The organism is Methanocaldococcus vulcanius M7 (assembly GCF_000024625.1).
In the GTDB taxonomy this organism is placed as follows: Archaea; AGJL01; Methanococci; order Methanococcales; family Methanocaldococcaceae; genus Methanocaldococcus; species Methanocaldococcus vulcanius.
The window spans coordinates 1,597,772-1,619,965 of the sequence record NC_013407.1 but is presented as its reverse complement, the minus strand read 5'-3'; the positions used below and the strand labels follow the sequence as shown (position 1 = coordinate 1,619,965).

29 protein-coding genes are annotated in these 22,194 nt (G+C 32.0%); 21 read left to right on the top strand and 8 right to left on the bottom strand.

The genetic code is table 11. The features are described from left to right. Positions 1-85 precede the first annotated feature (85 nt). The 6 genes from METVU_RS07980 (at position 86) to METVU_RS07955 (ending at position 6,407) form a co-directional block, all read left to right on the top strand. Positions 86-748 (top strand): ATP synthase subunit K, encoded by a 663-nt coding sequence (locus tag METVU_RS07980; RefSeq protein WP_015733684.1) that lies wholly within the window; start codon positions 86-88, stop codon positions 746-748. A 94-nt stretch (positions 749-842) separates the two neighbouring features. Then, the gene (locus tag METVU_RS07975; RefSeq protein WP_015733683.1) at positions 843-1,454 is read left to right on the top strand and encodes a V-type proton ATPase subunit E; all 612 of its coding nucleotides are present in this window, start codon (positions 843-845) and stop codon (positions 1,452-1,454) included. Positions 1,455-1,543: 89 nt separating this feature from the next. Beyond that, positions 1,544-2,743 (top strand): V-type ATP synthase subunit C, encoded by a 1,200-nt coding sequence (locus METVU_RS07970; protein WP_015733682.1) that lies wholly within the window; start codon positions 1,544-1,546, stop codon positions 2,741-2,743. A 10-nt stretch (positions 2,744-2,753) separates the two neighbouring features. Next, on the top strand, positions 2,754-3,050 hold the full coding sequence (locus METVU_RS07965; RefSeq protein ID WP_015733681.1) for a V-type ATP synthase subunit F: 297 nt from the start codon (positions 2,754-2,756) through the stop codon (positions 3,048-3,050). A 90-nt stretch (positions 3,051-3,140) separates the two neighbouring features. Continuing rightward, entirely contained in the window at positions 3,141-4,904 is a 1,764-nt protein-coding gene (locus METVU_RS07960; RefSeq protein WP_015733680.1) for an ATP synthase subunit A, read from the top strand. 90 nt (positions 4,905-4,994) lie between these two features. Then, entirely contained in the window at positions 4,995-6,407 is a 1,413-nt protein-coding gene (locus METVU_RS07955; RefSeq protein ID WP_015733679.1) for an ATP synthase subunit B, read from the top strand. A 23-nt stretch (positions 6,408-6,430) separates the two neighbouring features. Here METVU_RS07955 and METVU_RS07950 read toward each other — a convergent pair whose 3' ends face one another. The 7 genes from METVU_RS07950 to sucC all read right to left on the bottom strand — a co-directional run bounded on the left by METVU_RS07950 (position 6,431) and on the right by sucC (position 11,449). Next, on the bottom strand, positions 6,431-7,483 hold the full coding sequence (locus METVU_RS07950; RefSeq protein WP_015733678.1) for an ATP-binding protein: 1,053 nt from the start codon (positions 7,481-7,483) through the stop codon (positions 6,431-6,433). Positions 7,484-7,485: 2 nt separating this feature from the next. After that, positions 7,486-7,863, bottom strand: a complete 378-nt coding sequence (gene hypA / locus METVU_RS07945) for a hydrogenase maturation nickel metallochaperone HypA (RefSeq protein WP_015733677.1) — start codon at positions 7,861-7,863, stop codon at positions 7,486-7,488. Between the two features lie 5 nt (positions 7,864-7,868). Continuing rightward, positions 7,869-8,324, bottom strand: a complete 456-nt coding sequence (locus METVU_RS07940) for an RNA-binding domain-containing protein (protein ID WP_015733676.1) — start codon at positions 8,322-8,324, stop codon at positions 7,869-7,871. Positions 8,325-8,454: 130 nt separating this feature from the next. Then, positions 8,455-8,718, bottom strand: coding sequence for a DNA-binding protein Alba (albA, locus tag METVU_RS07935; RefSeq protein ID WP_015733675.1), 264 nt, complete (start codon positions 8,716-8,718; stop codon positions 8,455-8,457). Positions 8,719-8,830: 112 nt separating this feature from the next. Beyond that, complete coding sequence (locus METVU_RS07930) at positions 8,831-9,745, bottom strand: SDR family oxidoreductase (protein ID WP_015733674.1); 915 nt, start codon at positions 9,743-9,745, stop codon at positions 8,831-8,833. Positions 9,746-9,844: 99 nt separating this feature from the next. Continuing rightward, on the bottom strand, positions 9,845-10,045 hold the full coding sequence (locus METVU_RS09155) for a hypothetical protein (RefSeq protein ID WP_245528132.1): 201 nt from the start codon (positions 10,043-10,045) through the stop codon (positions 9,845-9,847). Positions 10,046-10,354: 309 nt separating this feature from the next. After that, a complete protein-coding gene (gene sucC, locus METVU_RS07920) occupies positions 10,355-11,449 on the bottom strand; it encodes an ADP-forming succinate--CoA ligase subunit beta (protein WP_015733671.1) in 1,095 nt (364 codons plus the stop codon). A 142-nt stretch (positions 11,450-11,591) separates the two neighbouring features. Here sucC and METVU_RS07915 point away from each other — a divergent pair, with 142 nt between their 5' ends. Further along, positions 11,592-12,368, top strand: a complete 777-nt coding sequence (locus METVU_RS07915) for a 4-phosphopantoate--beta-alanine ligase (RefSeq protein WP_015733670.1) — start codon at positions 11,592-11,594, stop codon at positions 12,366-12,368. A gap of 12 nt (positions 12,369-12,380) precedes the next feature. Further along, on the top strand, positions 12,381-13,088 hold the full coding sequence (locus METVU_RS07910) for a dihydromethanopterin reductase (acceptor) (protein ID WP_015733669.1): 708 nt from the start codon (positions 12,381-12,383) through the stop codon (positions 13,086-13,088). A gap of 20 nt (positions 13,089-13,108) precedes the next feature. On the opposite strand, the gene METVU_RS07905 is transcribed toward METVU_RS07910, so the two are convergent. Next, positions 13,109-13,396: a HesB-like protein gene (locus tag METVU_RS07905; protein ID WP_015733668.1), complete on the bottom strand. Its 288-nt coding sequence runs from the start codon at positions 13,394-13,396 to the stop codon at positions 13,109-13,111. A gap of 424 nt (positions 13,397-13,820) precedes the next feature. Here METVU_RS07905 and psmA point away from each other — a divergent pair, with 424 nt between their 5' ends. The 13 genes from psmA to METVU_RS07840 all read left to right on the top strand — a co-directional run bounded on the left by psmA (position 13,821) and on the right by METVU_RS07840 (position 22,157). Next, positions 13,821-14,594, top strand: coding sequence for an archaeal proteasome endopeptidase complex subunit alpha (gene psmA / locus METVU_RS07900; protein WP_015733667.1), 774 nt, complete (start codon positions 13,821-13,823; stop codon positions 14,592-14,594). 278 nt (positions 14,595-14,872) lie between these two features. Beyond that, on the top strand, positions 14,873-15,580 hold the full coding sequence (locus METVU_RS07895; RefSeq protein ID WP_015733666.1) for a ribosome assembly factor SBDS: 708 nt from the start codon (positions 14,873-14,875) through the stop codon (positions 15,578-15,580). 28 nt (positions 15,581-15,608) lie between these two features. Beyond that, entirely contained in the window at positions 15,609-15,887 is a 279-nt protein-coding gene (gene rpl37A / locus METVU_RS07890) for a 50S ribosomal protein L37Ae (RefSeq protein ID WP_015733665.1), read from the top strand. Between the two features lie 76 nt (positions 15,888-15,963). Continuing rightward, a complete protein-coding gene (locus METVU_RS07885; RefSeq protein WP_015733664.1) occupies positions 15,964-16,104 on the top strand; it encodes a DNA-directed RNA polymerase subunit P in 141 nt (46 codons plus the stop codon). Beyond that, positions 16,105-16,608 (top strand): rRNA maturation protein, encoded by a 504-nt coding sequence (locus tag METVU_RS07880; protein ID WP_015733663.1) that lies wholly within the window; start codon positions 16,105-16,107, stop codon positions 16,606-16,608. Positions 16,609-16,616: 8 nt separating this feature from the next. Next, a complete protein-coding gene (locus tag METVU_RS07875; RefSeq protein WP_015733662.1) occupies positions 16,617-16,859 on the top strand; it encodes a KEOPS complex subunit Pcc1 in 243 nt (80 codons plus the stop codon). A 12-nt stretch (positions 16,860-16,871) separates the two neighbouring features. Beyond that, complete coding sequence (gene rpl18a / locus METVU_RS07870) at positions 16,872-17,102, top strand: 50S ribosomal protein L18Ae (protein ID WP_015733661.1); 231 nt, start codon at positions 16,872-16,874, stop codon at positions 17,100-17,102. A gap of 272 nt (positions 17,103-17,374) precedes the next feature. Next, positions 17,375-17,800 carry a DUF2666 domain-containing protein gene (locus METVU_RS07865; protein WP_015733660.1) on the top strand — a complete coding sequence of 142 codons (426 nt, stop codon included), beginning with the start codon at positions 17,375-17,377 and terminating at the stop codon, positions 17,798-17,800. Beyond that, positions 17,790-18,842 (top strand): radical SAM protein, encoded by a 1,053-nt coding sequence (locus METVU_RS07860; protein ID WP_015733659.1) that lies wholly within the window; start codon positions 17,790-17,792, stop codon positions 18,840-18,842. Before METVU_RS07865 ends, METVU_RS07860 begins: the two co-directional genes overlap by 11 nt. An 18-nt stretch (positions 18,843-18,860) precedes the next feature. Next, a complete protein-coding gene (locus METVU_RS07855; protein WP_015733658.1) occupies positions 18,861-19,739 on the top strand; it encodes a DNA adenine methylase in 879 nt (292 codons plus the stop codon). Between the two features lie 137 nt (positions 19,740-19,876). Continuing rightward, positions 19,877-20,665 (top strand): sulfide-dependent adenosine diphosphate thiazole synthase, encoded by a 789-nt coding sequence (locus METVU_RS07850; RefSeq protein ID WP_015733657.1) that lies wholly within the window; start codon positions 19,877-19,879, stop codon positions 20,663-20,665. A 96-nt stretch (positions 20,666-20,761) separates the two neighbouring features. Beyond that, positions 20,762-21,286: a hypothetical protein gene (locus tag METVU_RS07845; RefSeq protein ID WP_015733656.1), complete on the top strand. Its 525-nt coding sequence runs from the start codon at positions 20,762-20,764 to the stop codon at positions 21,284-21,286. A gap of 211 nt (positions 21,287-21,497) precedes the next feature. After that, the gene (locus METVU_RS07840; protein ID WP_015733655.1) at positions 21,498-22,157 is read left to right on the top strand and encodes a 50S ribosomal protein L1; all 660 of its coding nucleotides are present in this window, start codon (positions 21,498-21,500) and stop codon (positions 22,155-22,157) included. Positions 22,158-22,194 lie beyond the last annotated feature (37 nt).

The window sequence follows — 22,194 nt, the reverse complement described above, 5'->3', positions numbered from 1 at the left end:
AACTCACTCAACTAAAAACAATAAAGTATAAAAAGAAATATGCAAAGTAAAACTAATAAACTTAGAAAAATTGAGGTGGTTAGATATGGTAGATCCTTTGATAATCGGAGCAATTGGAGCAGGTTTAGCAGTAGGTATTGCAGGTTTAGGTTCTGGAATTGGAGCAGGAATTACAGGAGCAAGTGGTGCTGGAGTAGTTGCAGAAGATCCAAACAAATTCGGGACTGCAATTGTCTTCCAAGCACTGCCTCAAACCCAAGGTTTGTATGGTTTTTTAGTTGCTATCCTAATCCTCTTCGTCTTTAAAACAGTTTCACCTTGGGCAATGTTCGCAGCAGGTTTAGCGGCAGGTTTGGCAGGTTTATCAGCTATTGGTCAGGGAATAGCTGCTTCAGCTGGTTTAGGAGCTGTTGCTGAGGATAACAGTATATTCGGTAAGGCGATGGTCTTCTCTGTTCTTCCAGAGACACAGGCAATCTATGGTTTGTTAATTGCTATCTTGCTATTAGTTGGTGTCTTTAAAGGAAACGCAGGAGCTGAGACCGTTGCCGCTTTAGGGGCAGGGTTTGCAGTTGGTTTCGCTGGTCTCTCTGGTATTGGGCAAGGTATTACAGCAGCAGGAGCTATTGGAGCCACAGCAAGAGATCCAGACGCTATGGGTAAAGGTCTTGTCTTGGCAGTTATGCCAGAGACATTCGCTATCTTTGGTTTGCTAATTGCAATATTGATCATGCTTATGATAAAATAAAAATAGAAAAAGTAAGATATTGGCAAGCAATTTGAGGGATGTGTATTTCCCCTTTAACTTTTTAATTTAATTGGAGATTTAATAGGTGAAACTGATGGGTGTTGATAAGATAAAATCAAAAATATTAGAAGATGCTAAAACAGAGGCAAGCAAAATAATATCGGAAGCAGAGGAAGAGAAAGCTAAGATATTAGAGAAAGCGAAAGAAGAGGCAGAAAAAAGAAAAGCAGAGATACTGAAAAAAGGAGAAAAAGAAGCAGAACTTACAAAGAGTAGAATCATATCAGAAGCAAAATTGGAAGCAAAAAAGAAACTCTTAAAAGCTAAGGAAGAAATCATCGAAATGGCAATAAATAAATTAAAAGAAGAACTTATAAAACTACCTGAACAGCCCGACTATAAAGATAAACTTATCAAACTAATAAAAGAAGGGGCAATTTCCTTAGGAGGAGGAGAGTTAGTAGTTAGGTTAAATAAAAGGGACTTAGAGCTTATTGACGATTCAATACTCTGGAACTTAGAAAAAGAAGTTGAAGCACAAACTAAAAAGGTAACAGTGCTTAAAAAGGGAGAACCAGTGGATATTATAGGAGGATGTATTATAGAAACCGCAGATGGGTTGAAATCATTAGATAACAGTTTGGAAGCAATATTCAACAGAAACTTAAATGTGATAAGAGCAAAAATCACTGAGAAACTCTTCTAATTATTTGATGACAGAAAACCCATTTTTTACAGGAAAAGAGCCCAAAGAATAAAAGAGAAGAATAAGGAAGATCATTTAGGTGATGCCTAATGGCGATAGACGTAGAAACACTGTTAAACATAGACAAACTATACTCTGCCATGATGACATATTTTGATAATCCATTTACACTGCTTATTGTTATAGCAACTATAATCATTGTTCTCATTGTGATCGTCTGGATTACAAAGATGGTCATGGATTTAGCTCCATATGCTTATGTTAACGCAAGAATAAGAAGTAAAGAGGCGAAACTCTTAGATGATGCAAAATTAAATGAATTAATAGAGTCAGGGAGCTTAGAAGAATTAGTTGGATTGTTGGAAGATACCGACTATGGACAGTATGTTGCAGAGGTAATGAATGAATTAAGAGATCCAATTGCCGTCGAAAAAGCGTTAGATATGTATTTAGCAGATCTATATGCGTTAATATATAGAATATCTCCTGACGGGGCAAAAAAGGTATTAAAGGTCTTTACAAAAAAATTTGATATAAAAAATATTAAAACATTAATAAGGGCAAAGTTTGTAGGGTTAGATGCTGAAGAAACCTACAAACTTCTCATTCCTTTGGGAAACATTCCTCCAGACAAACTAAAAGAACTTTCAGAAGTTAAAACCGTGGAAGAAGTTATTAGAGGTTTAGATGGGACAGAATACTTTAAAATACTGCAAGATGAACTCTCGAACTATGATCAAACTTCCGATCTTTTAGTTTTTGAATTGGCTTTGGATAAATACTACTTAGAAAGTTTAAGAAAAACAATTATGACTGAGGGTAAAGAAGAAGACCTGTTTAGAGAATTCGTAGGGACAATAATTGATATTGAAAATTTAAAAGTTATATTAAAAGGTAAAGCAGACGGTTTATCAGCAGAGGAACTTGGTAAATATATTACTTTGGAAGGTTATGAGTTAGCCGAATGGAAATTAAAGGATTTGATTAGTGCAGGAGGAATTGAAGGAGTTTTAAGTGGATTAGAAGGGACAAGTTATGCAGAGATCTTAACCGAGGCAATGGAGGAGTTCGAGAGAACAAAATCAATATATGCATTTGAGAAAGCGTTGGATAAGTATGTATTAGAGAAGGGTAAAAAATTATCAACAAGAAAGCCCTTTGGCGTTGGACCAATAATCGGATTAATTGTTAGCAAAGAACTTGAAGTTAAAAACCTTAAAGCAATTATTAAAGGAAAAATAGAAAATTTAAAACCAGAAGACATAAGATCTCTGCTTATATCATCATAGGTGAGATAAAATGAAAATTGGCGTGATAGGAGATAGAGAAACAGCAATTGGTTTTAGATTAGCTGGATTAACTGACGTTTATGAAGTTAAAAATGAGGAGGAGGCAGTAAAAGCGGTTAATGAGCTTGCAAATAACGAAAATATTGCCTTTATTATTATAACTGAAAGAATAGCTGAAAGTATAAAAGATAATCTAAAAAACATAAATAAAGTTTTAGTTGAAATCCCAGACAAGAAAGGTAAACTCGAAAGAATCGATCCAGTAAAAGAGTTAATAAGAAAAGCAATCGGTGTCACGATGAAATAAACCTGTTAAAAAATTATTAAATTAACTCACAAAAACCAAACAAAAGTATATCAAAGATATATCAAAAATTAAAGGAGAGAGGTTGAGAACATGCCAGTTGTTGGTAAGATTATCAAGATTGCAGGACCTGTTGTAGTTGCAGAAGGTATGAAAGGAGCTCAAATGTATGAAGTTGTTAAAGTAGGAGAAGAAAAATTAACAGGAGAGATCATTCAGTTGCACGATGATAAAGCAGTTATTCAGGTTTATGAAGAGACATCAGGAATTAAGCCAGGAGAGCCAGTCGTTGGAACCGGAGCTCCGTTATCAGTTGAGTTGGGGCCTGGAATGTTAAGGGCAATGTATGATGGTATTCAGAGGCCTTTAACAGCAATTGAAGAAAAAACTGGCTCTATCTTTATACCAAGAGGAGTCGATGTTCCTTCCCTACCAAGAGACGTAAAATGGGAATTTAAACCAACAGTAAGCGAAGGGGACGTTGTTGAAGAAGGAGATATAATAGGAACTGTTGAAGAAACCCCGTCAATCGTTCACAAGATCTTAGTTCCAATTGGTGTTAAAGGAAAAATCGTTGAGATAAAAGAAGGGAAATTTACAGTTGAAGAGACAGTTGCAGTTGTTGAAATGGAAAATGGAGAAAGGAAAGATATTATTATGATGCAAAAATGGCCAGTAAGAAAACCAAGACCATACAAAGAAAAACTACCTCCAAAAATTCCATTAATCACTGGGCAAAGAGTTGAAGATACATTCTTCACATTAGCAAAAGGAGGAACAGCAGCAATTCCAGGACCTTTCGGTTCAGGAAAAACAGTTACTCAGCATCAGTTGGCAAAGTGGTCTGACGCTGATGTTGTCGTTTATATTGGATGCGGAGAAAGAGGAAACGAGATGACAGAGGTTATTGAAGAGTTCCCACACTTGGAAGATATTAGAACTGGAAACAAATTAATGGATAGAACAGTTTTAATTGCAAACACGTCAAACATGCCTGTCGCTGCGAGAGAAGCGTCTGTCTATACAGGAATTACAATTGCAGAATACTTCAGAGATATGGGTTATGGGGTTTTGTTAACAGCTGACTCAACATCAAGATGGGCAGAGGCAATGAGAGAAATTTCAGGTAGATTAGAGGAGATGCCAGGGGAAGAAGGTTATCCTGCCTACTTAGCTTCAAGATTGGCTCAGTTCTATGAAAGAGCTGGAAGAGTTATAACCTTAGGAAAAGATAACAGACAAGGATTCGTTTGTATCGTTGGAGCTGTTTCACCACCTGGTGGGGACTTCTCAGAACCAGTTACATCAAACACTCTAAGGATAGTTAAGGTCTTCTGGGCGTTGGATGCAAACTTAGCAAGAAGAAGACACTTCCCAGCTATCAACTGGTTGCAGAGTTATTCGCTATATATTGATGATGTTACAGATTGGTGGCTAACAAACACTGGACCAGATTGGAGACAGTTAAGAGATGAGGCAATGGGTCTATTACAGAAAGAGGCAGAATTACAAGAGATCGTTCAGTTAGTTGGACCTGATGCACTGCCAGATAGGGAAAGAGTTATCTTAGAAGTTGCAAGAATGTTAAGGGAGGATTTCTTACAGCAAGATGCGTTTGATGAAGTAGATACTTACTGTCCACCAATGAAGCAATATTTAATGTTAAAGATAATTATGACCTTCTATCAAGAGGCATTGAAAGCAGTTGAAAGAGGAGTTGAGCCAGCTAAGATTTTAAAGGTCTCAGTTAAGCAAGATATTGCAAGGATGAAATACATTCCACACGATGAGTTTATAAATGTTAAATCAAAAGAAATAATGGAGAAGATTAAAAATGAGCTTGGATCATTAAACTAAACTCCTCTGTTTAACTTTTTACTTTTAAAAAACATAAAAAATTAAAAAATCTCATTTTTAACATCACATATAGTTGAAGAGGTGATCATAATGGCAATGGCTACATCAGCAATTGAATATTCATCAGTAAAGAGTATCGCAGGACCTTTATTAATCGTTGAGGGAGTTGAAGGAGCAGCTTATGGAGAGATCGTTGAAGTTATCTGCCCAGATGGAGAAAAGAGAATGGGACAAGTTTTAGAGGCAAGAGAGGGTTTAGCAGTCGTTCAGGTATTTGAGGGAACAACAGGATTAAGCACAAACCAAACAAGAGTTAGATTTACAGGAAGAACTGCTAAAATTGGCGTCTCAATGGAAATGTTGGGAAGAATATTTAACGGAGCAGGAAAACCAATTGATGGAGGGCCAGAGATAGTTCCTGAGAAGGAGTTAGATATTAACGGTTATCCATTAAACCCTGTTTCAAGAAAGGTTCCAAGTGATTTTATCCAAACAGGTATTTCAACAATTGACGGGATGAACACATTGGTTAGGGGGCAGAAACTGCCGATCTTCTCAGGTTCTGGTTTGCCACACAATCAGTTAGCAGCTCAAATTGCAAGACAAGCAAAGGTTAGAGGAGAAGGAGAGAAATTCGCTGTTGTCTTTGCAGCAATGGGTATTACATCAGAAGAGGCAAACTTCTTTATGGAAGAGTTTAGAAAAACAGGAGCTTTGGAGAGAGCAGTTGTCTTTATTAACTTGGCAGATGACCCAGCAATTGAAAGGATATTAACTCCACGACTTGCTTTAACTGTTGCTGAATACTTAGCTTATGAGAAGGATATGCACGTTCTTGTTATCTTAACAGATATGACAAACTACTGTGAGGCGTTAAGAGAAATCTCAGCAGCAAGAAACGAGGTTCCGGGAAGAAGGGGTTATCCTGGTTATATGTATACTGACTTGGCTACAATCTATGAGAGGGCAGGAAGAGTTAAGGGAAGGATAGGAACAATAACTCAGATTCCAATCTTAACAATGCCAGATGATGATATTACACACCCAATCCCTGATTTAACTGGTTATATTACAGAGGGACAGATCGTTTTATCAAGAGAGTTGCATAGAAAGGGGATTTATCCTCCTGTCGATGTTTTACCATCATTATCAAGATTAGCTGGAAATGGACAAGGTCCAGGAAAAACAAGAGAAGATCACAAGAAAGTAATTAACCAGGCCTATGCTGCATATGCAGAGGGTAGAAGTTTAAGGGACCTAGTTGCTGTCGTTGGGGAAGAGGCATTGACAGATAGGGATAGGGCTTATTTGAAGTTTGCAGATGAGTTTGAAGATAAGTTTGTTAGACAAGGTAAAGATGAGGATAGAAGTATTGAAGAAACCCTCGACTTGTTGTGGGAGTTGTTAGCTATATTACCAGAAGAAGAGTTGAAGAGAGTTGATAGGGAATTAATTGAGAAGTATCATCCAAAATACAGAAAGAAATTAAAGACAAAAGAATGAAGAGATCAATGAAATGCTCCAATTTATTTCAATAATCTTTTTATTGCATTCCATATTAGATAACTTTGTGGTTTTAAAGTTCCTTTTTGTGGATTTAAAAATAATATATTCTTTTTAACTAAAAATTCTACGATTCTTTTTGAAATTTGGCCATATGCTACCTCATAACTATTTTTAAATAATTTTAATGCATTCATGATTTTATTATAAAAGTTTTCATCTTCCTCTTTAATATCATAAAGTAAATACATAATTTTGTTGGTTTTTTCTGTTAATAGCTCCTCTAAGATTGTTTTTAATTCTTTTATTCTTAATTCTTCAATTACTAAAATAATATCAACTATTTTCCCTCCCACATAGCTATAGATAAGTTCTTTATCTTCATTAGAAAGTTTCCTTCCTAGAATATCTTCAGCTAAAAAATCCATAAACTTTAAAGCTGTCTCTTTATCAAAATCATCAACTAATATATATCTGCATCTTCCTTCAAGCATTGCCTCATTATAAATCTTTTCTATAAACAAGCTATCTGAACTTAAACATAATACATGGCATAAATGTTTCTCTTTGGTTAAATCTACGAAAAAATTAAAAAGTTCATATATAAGATAGCCGTTAATTTTTAAATCTCCAATTTTTTGGAGTTCATCTATTATTAAAACTGGCTTTTTCTTTTTTTTATTAATTTCTTCAAGAAAATTAGAGATATATGCAAATATATCTTTTGTATCTTCTCCTTTAAGATATTCATTTAAAATGTTCTTTGGGATTGGAATGCCATATAAATTATTTGGAATATCTTTTAAAAATGCACTTAGGAAGGTTTTTAGTTTGCTTTCTTCTTTAATATCGAATAAGACCTTTATAAAATCATCATATCTTGATATAAAATGCTCTCTGAGATTAATATAAAAAACCACGTATTCATCTTTGTTTAGTTCGTTTTCAACTATATGTTTTATTAGTGTGGTTTTTCCACAGTTTATAGGTCCATAAATAAAATTGATTCTATTTGGTTCTAATTCTAATATGCTTAATATTTCTTTAATTTCTTTATCCCTATCAAAAAATTTCATTTTTATTCACCTTCATATTCAACAGTAGCATTTTTTATGTTAAACTCTTTCCCTCCAGAGAGTTTTAATCTCAGACCTTTGCACTTTGGACAGTGAACATCAAACTCATCTAACGTTTCTGCTTCTCCCTCATATCCACAGTCCAAGCACTTGCACATTGGTTTAATTAATTTAACGTTGATTTTAGCTCCTTCGCAAACAGTTCCTTCAGCAATAACTTCGAATGCGAATTTTAACTGTTCGACGTTGATAAATGTTAATTCTCCAATTTCTAAGTTAATTTCACTAACTTTTTTTATTTTTTTGCCTTTCTCTTCCTCTTTTTTAACACTGTTTAATATTGCTTCAAGCATTGCAGTGGCGTATGATAATTCGTGCATAATAATCACTTTTCGCTTTCTAACTCTTTTTCTATAATTTCTCTAACTTTTTCCTCTTTATTTTTTGGTGAGAATATTTTAAAGTTAAATACAACCCTTACCACGTCATCTCCGTCCATCACTTTGCAACTGCCCAAGTATGCTTTCTGTTTATCAAATCTAACGTAGAATTTATTATCTTCTATTCTTAACTTTAAATCTTTTTTCAACTTGTTGACATTTTTTTCATCGGCTTTTATTAAATCAAAAATATGTTTAAAAACTTTCTTAGCTTCTTTACCTTCGACACTTGCAGTTATTATTTTTATTGGGTTTCCAAAATATCCTTGCGTTTCTATGACTTCTAAATCTATTTTTTCTTCATCTATCTCTTCTGGAATAAAATATTCTATTGCCTCTAATACTTTTTCTTCATCTTCGGTAGCGTGTGCTATCGCACTAATTTTAACTGAGTTTAGCATATTAACACCTTTTAAAATTGGATTTTAATTTAATAAAGATATTCAAAAAAGATAAAAGAAAATGTAGAAAATACAAACTCTTAAAAACTGTTTTTTATTTTATTACTGTTTTTAAGTGAAAATTTAATTTTTATTTGGCAAGAACGATCTCTATTGTTGAGACATTTACGTCTCTTCCATCAGGATTTTTTACTTTGTCAGTCCCTATTTCTATTTTTTTAATCTTTATATCTTTTATAAATCTGTTTCTTATCATCTCTGCAACATCAACTGCTTTATTTATCGCTCTACCTCTTGCTTTTATTATCACTTCGTCGTTATTGGTTAGCTGAGTTAGAACTGCTACAACATAGTTCATTACTGGTTTTCTTCCAACTAATACAACATTGTCCATGTTCCCAACCTATCTCTTCGTTGATTTATTGTTGTTATTTAATGAAGTTTGTTGTATGTATTTTTGATGTAAGGCATAAATAATTAACATCACACGCCACTATTTATATTTTTCATTTTAGAGCATTTCTCATCCAATTGATCACTTTTTTTATACCTTCTTTTAAGTCCACATCTGGAACCCAACCGAGATTTTGTGCTTTTTTCACATCCAAGAATATTCGATATACCTCTCCTTCTCTGGGTTTATCATATATTGGTTTATTGTTGTAGTTTAATTCATTTGCAATCACTTTGTATAGTTCATTAACTGATGTTTCTTTGCCAGTTCCAATATTAACAACTTCATTTTTCCAATTTAAAGCCATTAAATTAGCTTTTGCTACATCTCCAACATAGACGAAGTCCCTTGTTTGATTCCCGTCTCCAAAAATAATTGGCCTTTGGTTTTTTAACATTTTATCAATAAATATGCTTATAACTCCTGCCTCTCCTCTTGGATCTTGTCTCTCTCCGTAAACATTTGAGTATCTTAAAATTGCATACTCAGTTCCATATAAACGATTGTAGAGTTGAATATACTCTTCTCCCACATATTTACTTAGCCCATAAGGAGATAGTGGATTTATTGGATGATTTTCATCAACTGGTAAATAATTTGGTTCTCCATAAACTGCTCCACCAGACGAGGCAAATATTATCTTATTTATGTCATACTTTCTCATCATTTCTAAGATATTTATAGTTCCTAAAATATTGACGTCAGCATCATATACTGGATTTTCAACGGAATTTCTAACGTTTATTTGAGCTGCTTGATGTATAACAACTTCAACATCTTTAAAATTAATTTTTTCATCCAAATCCTTATTTCTAATATCTGCATTTACAAACTCTGCTTTTGGATTTATATTATTTTTATTTCCTGTTGTTAAATTATCTAAGATAATTACATCGTAGTTGTTTTCAATTAGTTTATCTACTATATGACTACCAATAAAACCAGCCCCTCCAGTAACTAAAATCATTTTTCCACCAAAATTTTTAATTTCTTTTTAAGTAATTCTTTAAGATGGTTTCAACGTCTTTTTTTTTAATAACTACTTTATTAATTGGAGTTGATAAAATTATATATAGTTGTCTTCTACTTTAACATCTTTAAACTTCTTCCATGAATAAGGAACTCCACTTATTAATAACCCCTCTTCACAAATAAATCCTTTAGTTTCTCTCATTATAATAATGTATAGAAATATTACGACCCAACATATTGCAATATATAATATTTGAGATATTATAAGTTCTCCTACAATATACAGTATTCCCAAAGTAAAAACCTAACAACAAAATAATCAAAAAAGAATTTTTAATCATATTGCTCTTTAACGTCTTAGGTAGATTTATACTAACCTCTCTTATTACCTCAACTTGTTTCTTTATTTTTAAATATTTAAAAATCAAATAGGTCATGAATAAAAAACTACCAATTGTTATAATTATGGTTATAACGATCATTATTAAATCCATCATTGGGATGTTCATAAAAGCCACCTTATTAAACAAATAAAAATAAAATTAAAAAAATTATGGAATATAATCATCATAAATAGAATAAATCAAATTTTAAAATAAAAATTTTATAGGTTTTCAATCAATTTTCTTCCTGCTTCTTCCATTGATGTTTCGTAAGGGATGCCATGCTCCTCCAAAATTTTCCTTCCGATCTCTTCGTTAGTTCCCATCATTCTAACAGCAAACTTTATATTTGGATGCTCCTTTAAGACATCAACAATTCCTTTGGCAACTTCATCACACCTTGTTATTCCTCCTAAAATATTGATAAATATTCCCTTAACATTTTTATTTTCTAAAACTTTTTTCAAAGCTAATTTTACTGTTTCTGCCTCAGCTCCTCCTCCAATATCTAAGAAGCAAGCTGGTTTTCTGCCGAGGTTATTTATAATATCCATACTTGCCAATGTTAAGCCAGCCCCATTACCTATAACTGCCACATCTCCCTCCAACTCAACGTAGGCAAATGGCAATTTTTCTTTATTTTTATATTCTTCAAAACCCTCATAATTATGTTTAAATGATGCATCATCATCTAAGTGAAGAACGGCATCAGCGGCATAGACATCTCCATTTTTCGTTATAACTAATGGGTTGATTTCAACCATTGTGGCATCCAACTCTTTAAAGATTTTGTATAATTTATAAATAACATCAGCGACTTTTCCAATCTCATTACTTGGCAGTTTTGCATCTTTAACTATCCATCTTGTTATATATGGAAGAAATGGCTTTTTAATATCTATGTAGTATTTTATAATCTTCTCTGGATTCTTTTCAGCGACTTCTTCAATATCTACTCCCCCTTCAGTTGAGAAAATAATTACTGGCTTTTTAGCATCTCTGTCTATAATGATTGAAACATAATATTCTTTTTCTATTGGCAATTTTTCTTCAACTAAGATTTTTTCAACTTTTTCTCCTTTAACTTCTTTATTGAATAGTTCTTCCGCCTTCTTTATAAACTCTCCCTTGTTTGATGCAAATAAAATCCCTCCTGCTTTTCCTCTTCCTCCAACTAAAACCTGAGCTTTTAAAACAACTTCTTTATCAATATTTATACTGTTTAAATCATCTTCCTTAGATATTAAAAAGCTTTCAGGCACCGGGATACCATACTTTTTAAATATGTTTTTTGCCTCATATTCGTGTAGTTTCATTCTATCACCTTTAATAATGTAAAATCTTTTTAAATTTTTAATAAAATTATTATATAAAAAATTTGGTGTAGGGCTTTATCTTGATTGGAGATGTCAATAAAAATTATTATCAACTTATTTTCTAAAAGGGTTTGGTGATAATATGCAAGTTCCAAAAACACATCCAAGATATGAATCGTTGATGAAGAGAGAGAAAATTATTGAGGCATTAGATAAGGGAATTTTAGCAAAAGCAGGATTAATTGCTCACGGGAGAGGAGAAATGTTTGACTATTTAATTGGTGAGAGAACAATACCTCCCGCACTGAAAGCGATAGAGGCGGCTGCTGCAACGCTTATATTATCTAAAAATCCAGTGATAAGTGTTAATGGAAATACTGTTGCATTAGCAATTGAAGATACTGTTGAACTTGCGAAGGAATTAAATGGAAAAATAGAGGTTAATTTATTTTATAGGACTAAGGAGAGAGAATTAGCAATAAAAAACGTTTTTGAAGAGAAGTTTGGGAACGATATAAAGGAGGGAAAGATAACAATTTTGGGAATAGATGATGCTACCGAGCAGATTCCTAATTTAGATAGTTTGAGAGGAAAGGTCTCAAAAGAAGGTATTTTTTCTGCAGATGTGGTTTTAGTTCCATTAGAAGATGGAGACAGAGCTGAAGCATTAGTAAACATGGGAAAAAAGGTTATTGCAATAGATCTAAACCCATTATCGAGGACTTCAAAAAAATCTACTATAACAATAGTTGATGAGTTAACAAGGGCTTTGCCTCTGTTGATCAAATATGTTAGGGAATTTAAGAGAAAAAATAGAGAAGATCTCTTAAAAATCGTTGAGGACTTTAACAACAAAAAAAATTTAAAAGAAACAGTTGAATATATTGCTGAAAGATTAAAAAAGCTGGAATTTGAATGAAAGGAGATAAATATGAAGATAGTTTGGTGTATTACTGGGGCAGGTCATTTGTTGAGAGAGAGTTTCCAAGTTATGAGGGAGTTAAAAGAATCAAAGGATGTAAAGATTACTACTTTAATCTCTAAAGCAGGAGAGGAAGTTATTAAAATGTATGGACTATTTGGAGAGTTAAACTATATTTCAGGAGGAGGGTATTATGAAGAAATAATTTTAGAAAGAGAACATCCCTCTTCTTCACCAATAACTGGCCGTTTAAGCTTAGGAAAGTATGATTATCTAATAAGTTCTCCAACTACTGGAAATACAGTCGCAAAAGTTGTTAGGGGAATAGCAGATACGCTAATAACTAATGCAATAGCTCAGGCAGGGAAGGGATTTGTTAGATCTTTAATTGTTCCTGTTGATTATGAGGCGGGAGTTGTTATTACCAAACTTCCCTATTCTATTGATAGGAAAAAGTGTAATTGTTGTTTAAAATGCGTTGAAGCATGTCCGAATGGTGCGATCATTGTAAGGAAAAGATTTCCAGAAATAGTTTTGTCTAAATGTTTAGGTTGTGGAAGATGTAAAAGAGTATGTCCGAATGGTGCAATAATTGAGGGAAAAGAGATTAAAATGAGAGTTAGAAAAGTAGATGCAGAAAATACAAAAAGGTTGATGGAATTAGAAGATGTTGTTGTGTTAAAGCATCCAAAAGAGATATTGGAGTATTTGTTATAGATCTTTTCTATTTGATGTTTTTAGCAACTGCTACTTCCTCTTATCTTTACATACTTCCCAAAAATTGATCTTTTTAAAGATATATCAACTTCATCAAGCCACTGATCTGCAATAGGGTCAATATAGAGTTTAAATTCTCCATCATAGATTAATTTATCTTTTTCACTGGGGTGGGCGATTGCAATTCCAAACTTTGGACCTCCTCATGCAAATCCTTCAAAGTATATAACAACTTCATCCCTACCTGCTTTTTTTAATTTCTCGAGTATAAACTTTTTCGCCTCTTCAGATATGTTAACTTTCTTCATCTTCATCACCACTACATACTTTTAGAAAACTCATATAAATAATTTATGGTTGTGGCAATACTAAACACAATCAATATTTTAAACAAAAAACAAAAAAGAATAAAAAGGAATAAAAATAACAATTTATACAGTTTATAATAAATTACAATAAATTGTATAAAATGAACTATAAAATAGGAGTGTAATAAAAAATAAAAAAATAAAATATAAAAATAATCACGCTTAATATCTTTCATTAATATCCACTAATATCTTTACCTTACAATACAAATAGTTAGCAACATAAAAAATTAAAAACGTTTTAAATTTGAATTTTATAAATTTATAAATTGTTATATAAACTGAGAGATTATGGTTAATAACACAACAGAAGTAAATAAAAAATTAAAAAATGATAATCTATACTTTAAAGTGGTGATACAGTATGCAAGTAGTCCCTCCAAGTGCTTATGATAGGGCAATTACAGTATTTAGCCCAGAAGGGAGATTATATCAAGTAGAATATGCAAGGGAAGCAGTGAGAAGAGGAACAACAGCCGTAGGGATCACATGTAAAGATGGAGTTGTTTTAGCAGTTGATAGAAGAATAACAAGCAAATTAGTAAAGATCAGGTCAATTGAAAAGATATTTCAAATAGATGAGCATGTTGCTGCTGCTACATCTGGATTAGTAGCTGATGCGAGAGTTTTAATAGATAGGGCAAGATTAGAGGCACAAATTTACAGATTAACTTATGGAGAGGAAATATCAATTGAGATGTTAGCAAAAAAGATCTGTGATATTAAACAGGCATATACACAACATGGAGGTGTAAGGCCTTTTGGTGTCTCACTGCTAATTGCAGGAATAGATCGAAATGAAGCGAGATTATTTGAGACAGATCCAAGTGGTGCTTTGATAGAGTATAGAGCAACTGCAATAGGTAGCGGAAGACCAGTAGTGATGGAACTACTTGAAAAAGAGTATCATGACGATATATCTTTAGATAAGGGATTAGAGTTAGCTATAAAGTCATTAGCAAAAGCAAATGAAGATATAAATCCTGAGAATGTTGATGTTTGTGTAATTACAGTAAAAGATGCTCAATTTAAGAGGGTAGATCCAGAAGAAGTTAAAAAGCTTATCGAAGACGTTAAAAGCAAATTAAAACAGAAAACAGATGATGAAGAAGAACAGAAAAAAGAAAAAGAAGAATAATCAAAAAACAGAAAACTACATATAACAATTATTTCTCTATGAGTTTTTTTACCATCTATATTGGAACTACAACTTTTTTATTTATATTTGATTATTATTTGATTAAATGTATTAATAATGTATTAATCTAGAATATATTTCAATTATATCATAAAAAAGTGTTAGATATAGATAAGAGTATAAAAAGTAAACTTCCAAAGTTTAAACTCATTTGAAATACGATTAATTCAAGTTAAGCGAAACCTCCGAAACATTTATATAATTTGGGGAGGGATATTATGGTGTCCTTAGAAGAGGCAGTTATTGCAAGATACACATCTCACGGAGAGAGATTTGAGATTTTAGTTGATCCCTACTTGGCTGCTAAGCTTAAAGAAGGGCAAAATGTTGACTTTGATGAACTTTTGGCGATTGAAGTTGTGTTTAAAGATGCAAGTAAGGGAGAAAAGGTTCCGGAAGAAGTTTTGTCTAAGGTCTTCGGAACCACAGATATTAAAGAGATTGCAAAGAAGATAATCTTAAAAGGTCAAGTTCAATTAACTGCTAAACAGAGGGAAGAAATAAAAGAGCAGAAAAAAAGACAAATTATAAATATAATTAGTAGAAACACTATAAACCCTCAAACAGACACCCCTCATCCTCCCAATAGGATAGAAAAAGCAATGGATGAGTTAAAAATAAATATTGATATATATAAAAGTGCAGAAGAGCAAGTTCCGGAAATCGTTAAAAAACTTAAAAGAGTATTACCCATTAGATTTGAAAAAAGAGACATTGCGGTTAAAGTTCCTCCTGAATTTGCATCTAAGGCATATCCAACACTCTATCAATTTGGAGCAGTTAAACAAGAGGAATGGCTCCCAGATGGTTCATTAATAGTATTGATTGAAATTCCCAGCGGTATAGAGTCAGAATTCTATGCCCATCTTAACAAGATAACAAAAGGAAACGTTCAAACAAAAGTAGTTAAAAAATACAGTGGTTAAATTCAAAATAACAAGGTGAGGTGAAACTATGTTCAGCCATACAAAAAAAGTAGGGCCAACAGGAAGATTTGGAGCAAGATATGGTTTAAAAATAAGAGTTAGAGTTAGAGACGTTGAAATAAAAGCTAAGAAAAAATACAAATGTCCTGTTTGTGGATTTCCTAAATTAAAAAGAGTTTCAACATCAATCTGGGTATGTGGCAAATGTGGAGCTAAGATAGCAGGAGGAGCATACACTCCAGAAACAGGAGCAGGAAAAGCAGTTACTAAGGCAATAAGAAGAATAGTTGAGAGAAAAGAAGAATAAATCTTTTTATATATCTTTTTAAGATTTTATCTACAAATAGAACATAAGGTCTAAAATATCAAATGTTGGGGATAAGATGGTTGAATACAAATGTTTGAACTGCAAAAAGATAATAAGAATGGAAGAACTCGGTAAGAGGGCAAGGTGCCCACATTGTAGTTATAAAATACTCGTCAAATTAAGACCAAATGTAGTTAAGCATGTAAAGGCGAGATAAATGATAATAACAACATCAAGGAAACCTTCCCAAAGAACGAGAAGTTTTGCTCGGGATTTAGAAAGAACATTAAACATCCCCTACATTCAAAGAGGAAAAACTCCTCTAAAAGAATTGTTTAAAATCGACGATCATATATTATTAATAGGAGAATTTAAAGGAAATCCGGGAAGTTTAGTGATCTATGATGTTGAAAATGAGAAAACACTATCGAGTTTTATTTCTGTAAAATTACAAAAAGAGATATGTGGAGAAAAAATAGAAAATAAGGATGGAATTCGAATAAAAATAGACAAAGAGATTGATGAAGAAACACTGCCTTATATAGATCTTTTTGATAAATTCCTGTTTCAACATCTGAACGTGAATGAGGAAAGCAACATTATCTTAAAATTGGAAAAGGATCCAAAATATTTATTTTCTATACAATTTTATAAAGGAAGGGTAAAAATAGGTCCTTTAATTCGAATAAAGTCCATAAAATTATTTGATAGTTTAGTATAGGGATTTTAATGAACTCATTTGAGTTAAAAATATCCTTCGATAGTGAGGAAGAGGCAGAGATTATTTATAAAGCGATACTTTTGGAACATAAATCTTCACAGATACGATCCTCTGCTACAATGGAAATACATAAAAATATAATAACTATAAATGTTAAGGCAGAAGATCTTTCAATATTAAAGGCATCTATCTACTCATACCTTAGGTGGATAGGTGTTGCAAAAAACACATACGAGATCTGTAAGAGTTGAGGAGGTGGTATTTTGGCAAAGATATTTAGAATAACTGGAATAATGAGCAAAAAAGGTAAAGACCCACTTTATTTTAAAAAAGAATATAAGGCATTAAAACCAGAAGATGCATTGGAAATACTATATTCAGAATTTGGAGGAAGGTATAAAGTTAAAAGAAGTAGGATAAAAATACTAAACATTGAAGAAATATCCCCTGAAGATGTTACAGATCCTGTCTTAAAAAAGATTGTAGCTGCTTAATTTAATATTTAACCTATTTTTATTGATTGTATTTTAATTATCATTTAATTTAGTCGATTGTAATTCATTTTAACATTTACAATGCTTTAATTATCTAATTTTATATTGTTTTATATCTTAACTTGCCATAATATCTATTTTAACTAATTTAAGGGAACGAAAATTTAGATATGTCAGACGAAATGATTAAAAATAGTAGAAATAAAATTAAATAACAATCAACTTAAATTATTAAAAAATTAAGAAAATTTTCACTCAATTAGGTGATAATTATGGAAAACAAAATAGAATTCATTGCAAAACATGGAAAATGGTTCACAGTAAAAAAATTAAAAATAGATGAAAATGTAGAAGATATAGAAATTGCGAGGTTATTGGCATCGATAGATGAGACAGTTTTAAATAAAATACCAGAGTATCTTCCCTTTGATATTGAAAAGCTGAATATCATTGCAGACGAGATATTTCCAAAGAAAAAAGGAAGAATAAAAGAAGAAGACATAATAGAAGCGTTAAAAAAATTAAAGTCCCCTGCAACTACAAGAAAACTGAATGAAATAACAACGTCAAAAGAAGGAAAAGAAATTCTTAAAATTTTATTGAATAGTATAATTCTTGAAAGATTGGGAATTCAAACGAGAATCTCTCCGAAAGTAATTGAAAAATACATAGAAAAGGAGAGGGAAAATGGACATTGAAGAAGTTTTAGAAAATGCAAAAAAAGCATTTAAGATAACAAAAAAACATTTTGGAAATACAGTTAGTTTTGAGAGAGCATTGTTTTTAGGATGGCACTGTAATTTAAAAGAACCATGTAAATTTTGTTATATGTCCACTCAAAAGGATAAAATAAAGGATCCAAAAAAGGCAAGGAGGAGATTGGAAAGTATTTTGGCTGAGGCAATTTTAATGAAGAGAATTGGATGGAAATTAGAGTTTATATCTGGAGGGTATGGATACACATCAAAGGAAATAAACAACATTGCAGAGATGATCGCCTATACTCAAAAGTGTAAACAGTATCTAAACGTTGGAGTTGTAGATTTAGATAACATCAATTTGGGTGTAATAGAAGGAGTTGTAGGGGCAGTGGAAACAGTTAGTAAGAACAGAGATAGTATCTGCCCTGGAAAACCACTGGATAAGATTATAGATAACTTACTAAAAGCTAAGGACTTGGGTTTGAAAACAGGAATAACCATAATTTTAGGGCTTGGAGAGACGGAAGAGGATATTGAGAAATTGTTAAATTTAATAGAGGAGTTAGATTTAAATAAAATAACCTTTTATTCATTAAACCCACAAAAAGGGACAATATATGAAAATAAGCCCTCTGTCTCTACAATAGAGTATATGCAGTGGGTATCGTCCGTTAGATTAAACTTTCCAGATATTAAAATAATAACCGGAGTTTGGGTTGATAAAATTCCAATGATAAGCCCACTGATCATGAGTGGGTCTAATGTAATAACAAAATTTCCATTATTCTCTGTTTTTGGAACAAAAGAAGCACATTGGATAGAAAAAGAAATTAGATCAACAGGAAAGGAACTATTGGGAACATTTACAGATGTGGATGTTTTAGCTGGAAAAAAAGTGTTAGGAAAAACCCCATACATAGAGGAAGAAATAAGCATAAGTAGCGAAAACTTAAAAAAGATTGAAAATCTCGAAGAAAAGATAAATGAAAAAATAGAAAGTTATATTCTTAAAGTTTTAAAGAAGATTAAAGCCAATTAATCTAATTTTTGGGATAAAATGGAAATCAAACCATTTTTAAAATGGGCTGGAGGAAAAACACAAATTTTAAGTCAAATAGATGAAAATTTACCGAACGATTTAAAAGAAGGAAAAATTAAAAAATATATTGAGCCATTTGTAGGTGCAGGGGCAGTTTTATTTTATCTTTTGCAAAAATATAAATTTAAAGACGTTGTTATTAATGACAATAATGAGGATTTATGCTTATGCTATAAGATTATTAAAAATGACGTTGATGGATTAATTGATGAGTTGCTATCTCTAAAAAATGAATTTATAAAATTAAGTGATAAAAAAAGGAGAGAATTTTACTATAACGTTAGGGATGAATTTAATAAAAATAAAAATAAGGATGATTCTGATGAAGTAAAAAGAGTAGCACAATTCATATTTTTAAATAAAACGTGTTATAATGGGCTATATAGGGTTAATAAAAAAGGAGAATTTAATGTTCCTTATGGGAGATACAAAAATCCAAAAATATTCAATGAAGAAAATTTAAAAAACGTTTCAAAACTATTAAAGAATGTTAAAATCCTCTGTGGGGACTTTGAAATTGTTGATGAGTATGTTGATGATAAAAGCTTTGTTTACTTTGATCCACCATATAAGCCGTTAAATAAGACATCCTACTTTACAGCATATACAAAATATAAGTTTAATGATAGCGATCAAATAAGATTAGCAGAATTTTACAAGAAATTAGATAAGAGAGGAGCTAAATTAATGTTAAGCAACTCTTATAATGTTGAATTCTTTGAAAATCTTTATAATGGTTTTAATATAAAAAAAGTTGTTGCTAAAAGAATGATCAACTGCAAAGGAACAGGAAGATCAAATATTTATGAACTTTTGATATTGAACTACTACCTATAATTCTTCTCCTGAATATTCTTTAAATTTTATATTCAACCTCGCATATGTAGGTTTCCAAAATCTATAAAAACTAAATCTTAAAAATAATATTGAATTAAAACAATTAAACCAAGACAAAAAATAAAACTGGTGATCCTATGAATTTAAAAGAAATAAAACTTAATGCAGACGAAACTAAAACAACAAAGGCAATATTAAAAGCAAGTTTTGATATGTGGATGGACATAGTTGAAGCAGACGTTGTTATAGTAGGTTCAGGGCCAAGTGGTTTGACATGTGCAAGATATTTAGCAAAAGAGGGCTTTAAAGTTGTTGTTTTAGAGAGACATTTAGCATTTGGTGGAGGAACGTGGGGAGGAGGAATGGGATTTCCATACATTGCAGTTGAGGAGCCAGCAGATGAGTTGTTGAGAGAGATTGGAGTTAACTTAATAGATATGGGAGACGGTTATTACGTTGCCGATTCTGTTGAAGTTCCTGCTAAATTGGCAGTTGCGGCAATGAACGCGGGGGCTAAAATATTAACCGGAATAGTTGTTGAAGATCTGATTTTAAGAGAAGAAGGAGTTGCAGGTGTTGTTATAAATAGTTATGCAATTGAAAGAGCGGGGTTGCATATTGATCCACTAACCATAAGAAGTAAAGTGGTTGTTGACGCTACCGGGCATGAGGCATCAGTTGTTAATACGTTAGTAAAGAAAAATAAGTTAGAAGCAGATGTTCCTGGAGAGAAATCAATGTGGGCAGAGAAAGGAGAAAACGCCCTATTAAGAAACACAAGAGAGGTTTATCCAAATCTTTTCGTATGTGGAATGGCTGCTAACGCTTCTCATGGAGGTTATAGAATGGGAGCAGTGTTTGGAGGAATGTATCTCTCTGGAAAATTATGTGCTGAGTTGATTATCGAAAAATTAAAAAGGGAGTAAAATAATCAATTAATTGATAATTAAAATTTTTAATTTAATTTTTTATAAGGTTTTTGTGTTTCGATTTATAATATTATATAAACCAAGGGGGAAACTATGAACCTCCTATTACTTACTCTTGTGTTTTTACTAACCAACCTCGTTATATTCAAACTAAGAAAAAATATTAAACCAGCTCTCAGCGAAAATAAAATTTTTAAGGAAGTTAAAATCCCTTATCTTAATTTGATTGAAGGGAAAAAAGCAGAGATTGATAAAAAATTAATGCCTATTGTATTTATTTTCTTAGTGGGAGTGTTGATCCTACTTGATATTTTATTATATCCACATTTATCAATAAAATCGGAAATATTGACGATTTGTACAATTTTATCATTATTTATTGTCTTAAAATCATTCAACGATAAAATTTCTGTTTATCTATGTGATGAGGGAATATACTATATGAATACGATTATCCGCTGGACAGAGGTTGTAGATGTTAAAAAAGAAGGGGAGTTTTTTGCAGTGGCCTTCGAGAATAAGAAGATATTTGGAAGGAAATATATCTCATTTAAAAAAAGGATTTATCTAACCTATGACAGAGATATTGATGGTTTTATCAAAAATCACGTTAAATGAATAACATTTACATTATTATCGTATTGATGAAAGACCGAAAATTTTATATATGTTTTAGGGTATTTTTAGCATATAAAATATTTTCTATTAAATATTCTAACAAATAACAGAACAAACTATCTCGACTTTTTTAACTGGGCAAAATATTTATATCAGATTCCATATAATATGGGTGCTTTTTGTTAAATATAAAAAAGAAAGGAGGATAAGCATGGATAGAGAAGCACTACTACAAGCGGTGAAGGAGGCTCGCGAACTCGCGAAGCCGAGGAACTTCACACAGTCCTTCGAATTTATAGCAACGCTAAAAGAAATCGACATGAGAAAACCAGAAAATAGAATAAAAGAAGAAGTTGTCTTACCACACGGTAGAGGAAAAGAAGCAAAAATAGCAGTCATCGGAACTGGAGATCTTGCAAAACAGGCAGAAGAATTGGGATTAACAGTAATTAGAAAAGAAGAAATCGAAGAATTAGGTAAAAATAAAAGAAAATTAAGAAAAATAGCTAACGCTCACGACTTCTTTATTGCTCAGGCAGATTTAATGCCTCTTATTGGAAGATATATGGGGGTTATCTTAGGTCCAAGAGGAAAGATGCCAAAACCAGTTCCAGCAAATGCGAACATAAAACCATTAGTTGAAAGATTAAAGAAAACAGTTGTTATAAACACGAGAGACAAACCATATTTCCAGGTCTTAGTAGGAAATGAAAAGATGACTGATGAACAAGTAGTTGATAACATTGAAGCAATTTTAAACGTAGTTGCTAAGAAGTATGAAAAAGGTCTCTATCATTTAAAAGACGCATACGTTAAGTTGACCATGGGACCTGCTGTAAAAGTTAGAAAAGAAAAAGCAAAAAAGAAATAAAACACAAAAAAACAATTAACGATTTAAAGAGAGATGT

Bases quoted from the DNA above. Each gene is read 5' to 3' on its own strand.
- METVU_RS07860 (WP_015733659.1), top strand. From the start codon at position 17,790: ATGGACATTGAAGAAGTTTTAGAAAATGCAAAAAAAGCATTTAAGATA.
- METVU_RS07865 (WP_015733660.1), top strand. From the start codon at position 17,375: ATGGAAAACAAAATAGAATTCATTGCAAAACATGGAAAATGGTTCACA.
- METVU_RS07960 (WP_015733680.1), top strand. From the start codon at position 3,141: ATGCCAGTTGTTGGTAAGATTATCAAGATTGCAGGACCTGTTGTAGTT.
- METVU_RS07950 (WP_015733678.1), bottom strand. From the start codon at position 7,483: ATGAAATTTTTTGATAGGGATAAAGAAATTAAAGAAATATTAAGCATA.
- METVU_RS07980 (WP_015733684.1), top strand. From the start codon at position 86: ATGGTAGATCCTTTGATAATCGGAGCAATTGGAGCAGGTTTAGCAGTA.
- METVU_RS07970 (WP_015733682.1), top strand. From the start codon at position 1,544: ATGGCGATAGACGTAGAAACACTGTTAAACATAGACAAACTATACTCT.
- METVU_RS07840 (WP_015733655.1), top strand. From the start codon at position 21,498: ATGGATAGAGAAGCACTACTACAAGCGGTGAAGGAGGCTCGCGAACTC.
- METVU_RS07915 (WP_015733670.1), top strand. From the start codon at position 11,592: ATGCAAGTTCCAAAAACACATCCAAGATATGAATCGTTGATGAAGAGA.
- METVU_RS07895 (WP_015733666.1), top strand. From the start codon at position 14,873: ATGGTGTCCTTAGAAGAGGCAGTTATTGCAAGATACACATCTCACGGA.
- METVU_RS07910 (WP_015733669.1), top strand. From the start codon at position 12,381: ATGAAGATAGTTTGGTGTATTACTGGGGCAGGTCATTTGTTGAGAGAG.
- albA (WP_015733675.1), bottom strand. From the start codon at position 8,718: ATGGACAATGTTGTATTAGTTGGAAGAAAACCAGTAATGAACTATGTT.
- METVU_RS07955 (WP_015733679.1), top strand. From the start codon at position 4,995: ATGGCAATGGCTACATCAGCAATTGAATATTCATCAGTAAAGAGTATC.
- METVU_RS07885 (WP_015733664.1), top strand. From the start codon at position 15,964: ATGGTTGAATACAAATGTTTGAACTGCAAAAAGATAATAAGAATGGAA.
- METVU_RS07845 (WP_015733656.1), top strand. From the start codon at position 20,762: ATGAACCTCCTATTACTTACTCTTGTGTTTTTACTAACCAACCTCGTT.
- METVU_RS07940 (WP_015733676.1), bottom strand. From the start codon at position 8,324: ATGCTAAACTCAGTTAAAATTAGTGCGATAGCACACGCTACCGAAGAT.
- hypA (WP_015733677.1), bottom strand. From the start codon at position 7,863: ATGCACGAATTATCATACGCCACTGCAATGCTTGAAGCAATATTAAAC.
- rpl37A (WP_015733665.1), top strand. From the start codon at position 15,609: ATGTTCAGCCATACAAAAAAAGTAGGGCCAACAGGAAGATTTGGAGCA.
- METVU_RS07930 (WP_015733674.1), bottom strand. From the start codon at position 9,745: ATGATTTTAGTTACTGGAGGGGCTGGTTTTATTGGTAGTCATATAGTA.
- METVU_RS07855 (WP_015733658.1), top strand. From the start codon at position 18,861: ATGGAAATCAAACCATTTTTAAAATGGGCTGGAGGAAAAACACAAATT.
- METVU_RS07880 (WP_015733663.1), top strand. From the start codon at position 16,105: ATGATAATAACAACATCAAGGAAACCTTCCCAAAGAACGAGAAGTTTT.
- METVU_RS07850 (WP_015733657.1), top strand. From the start codon at position 19,877: ATGAATTTAAAAGAAATAAAACTTAATGCAGACGAAACTAAAACAACA.
- psmA (WP_015733667.1), top strand. From the start codon at position 13,821: ATGCAAGTAGTCCCTCCAAGTGCTTATGATAGGGCAATTACAGTATTT.
- METVU_RS07965 (WP_015733681.1), top strand. From the start codon at position 2,754: ATGAAAATTGGCGTGATAGGAGATAGAGAAACAGCAATTGGTTTTAGA.
- METVU_RS07975 (WP_015733683.1), top strand. From the start codon at position 843: ATGGGTGTTGATAAGATAAAATCAAAAATATTAGAAGATGCTAAAACA.
- METVU_RS07875 (WP_015733662.1), top strand. From the start codon at position 16,617: ATGAACTCATTTGAGTTAAAAATATCCTTCGATAGTGAGGAAGAGGCA.
- sucC (WP_015733671.1), bottom strand. From the start codon at position 11,449: ATGAAACTACACGAATATGAGGCAAAAAACATATTTAAAAAGTATGGT.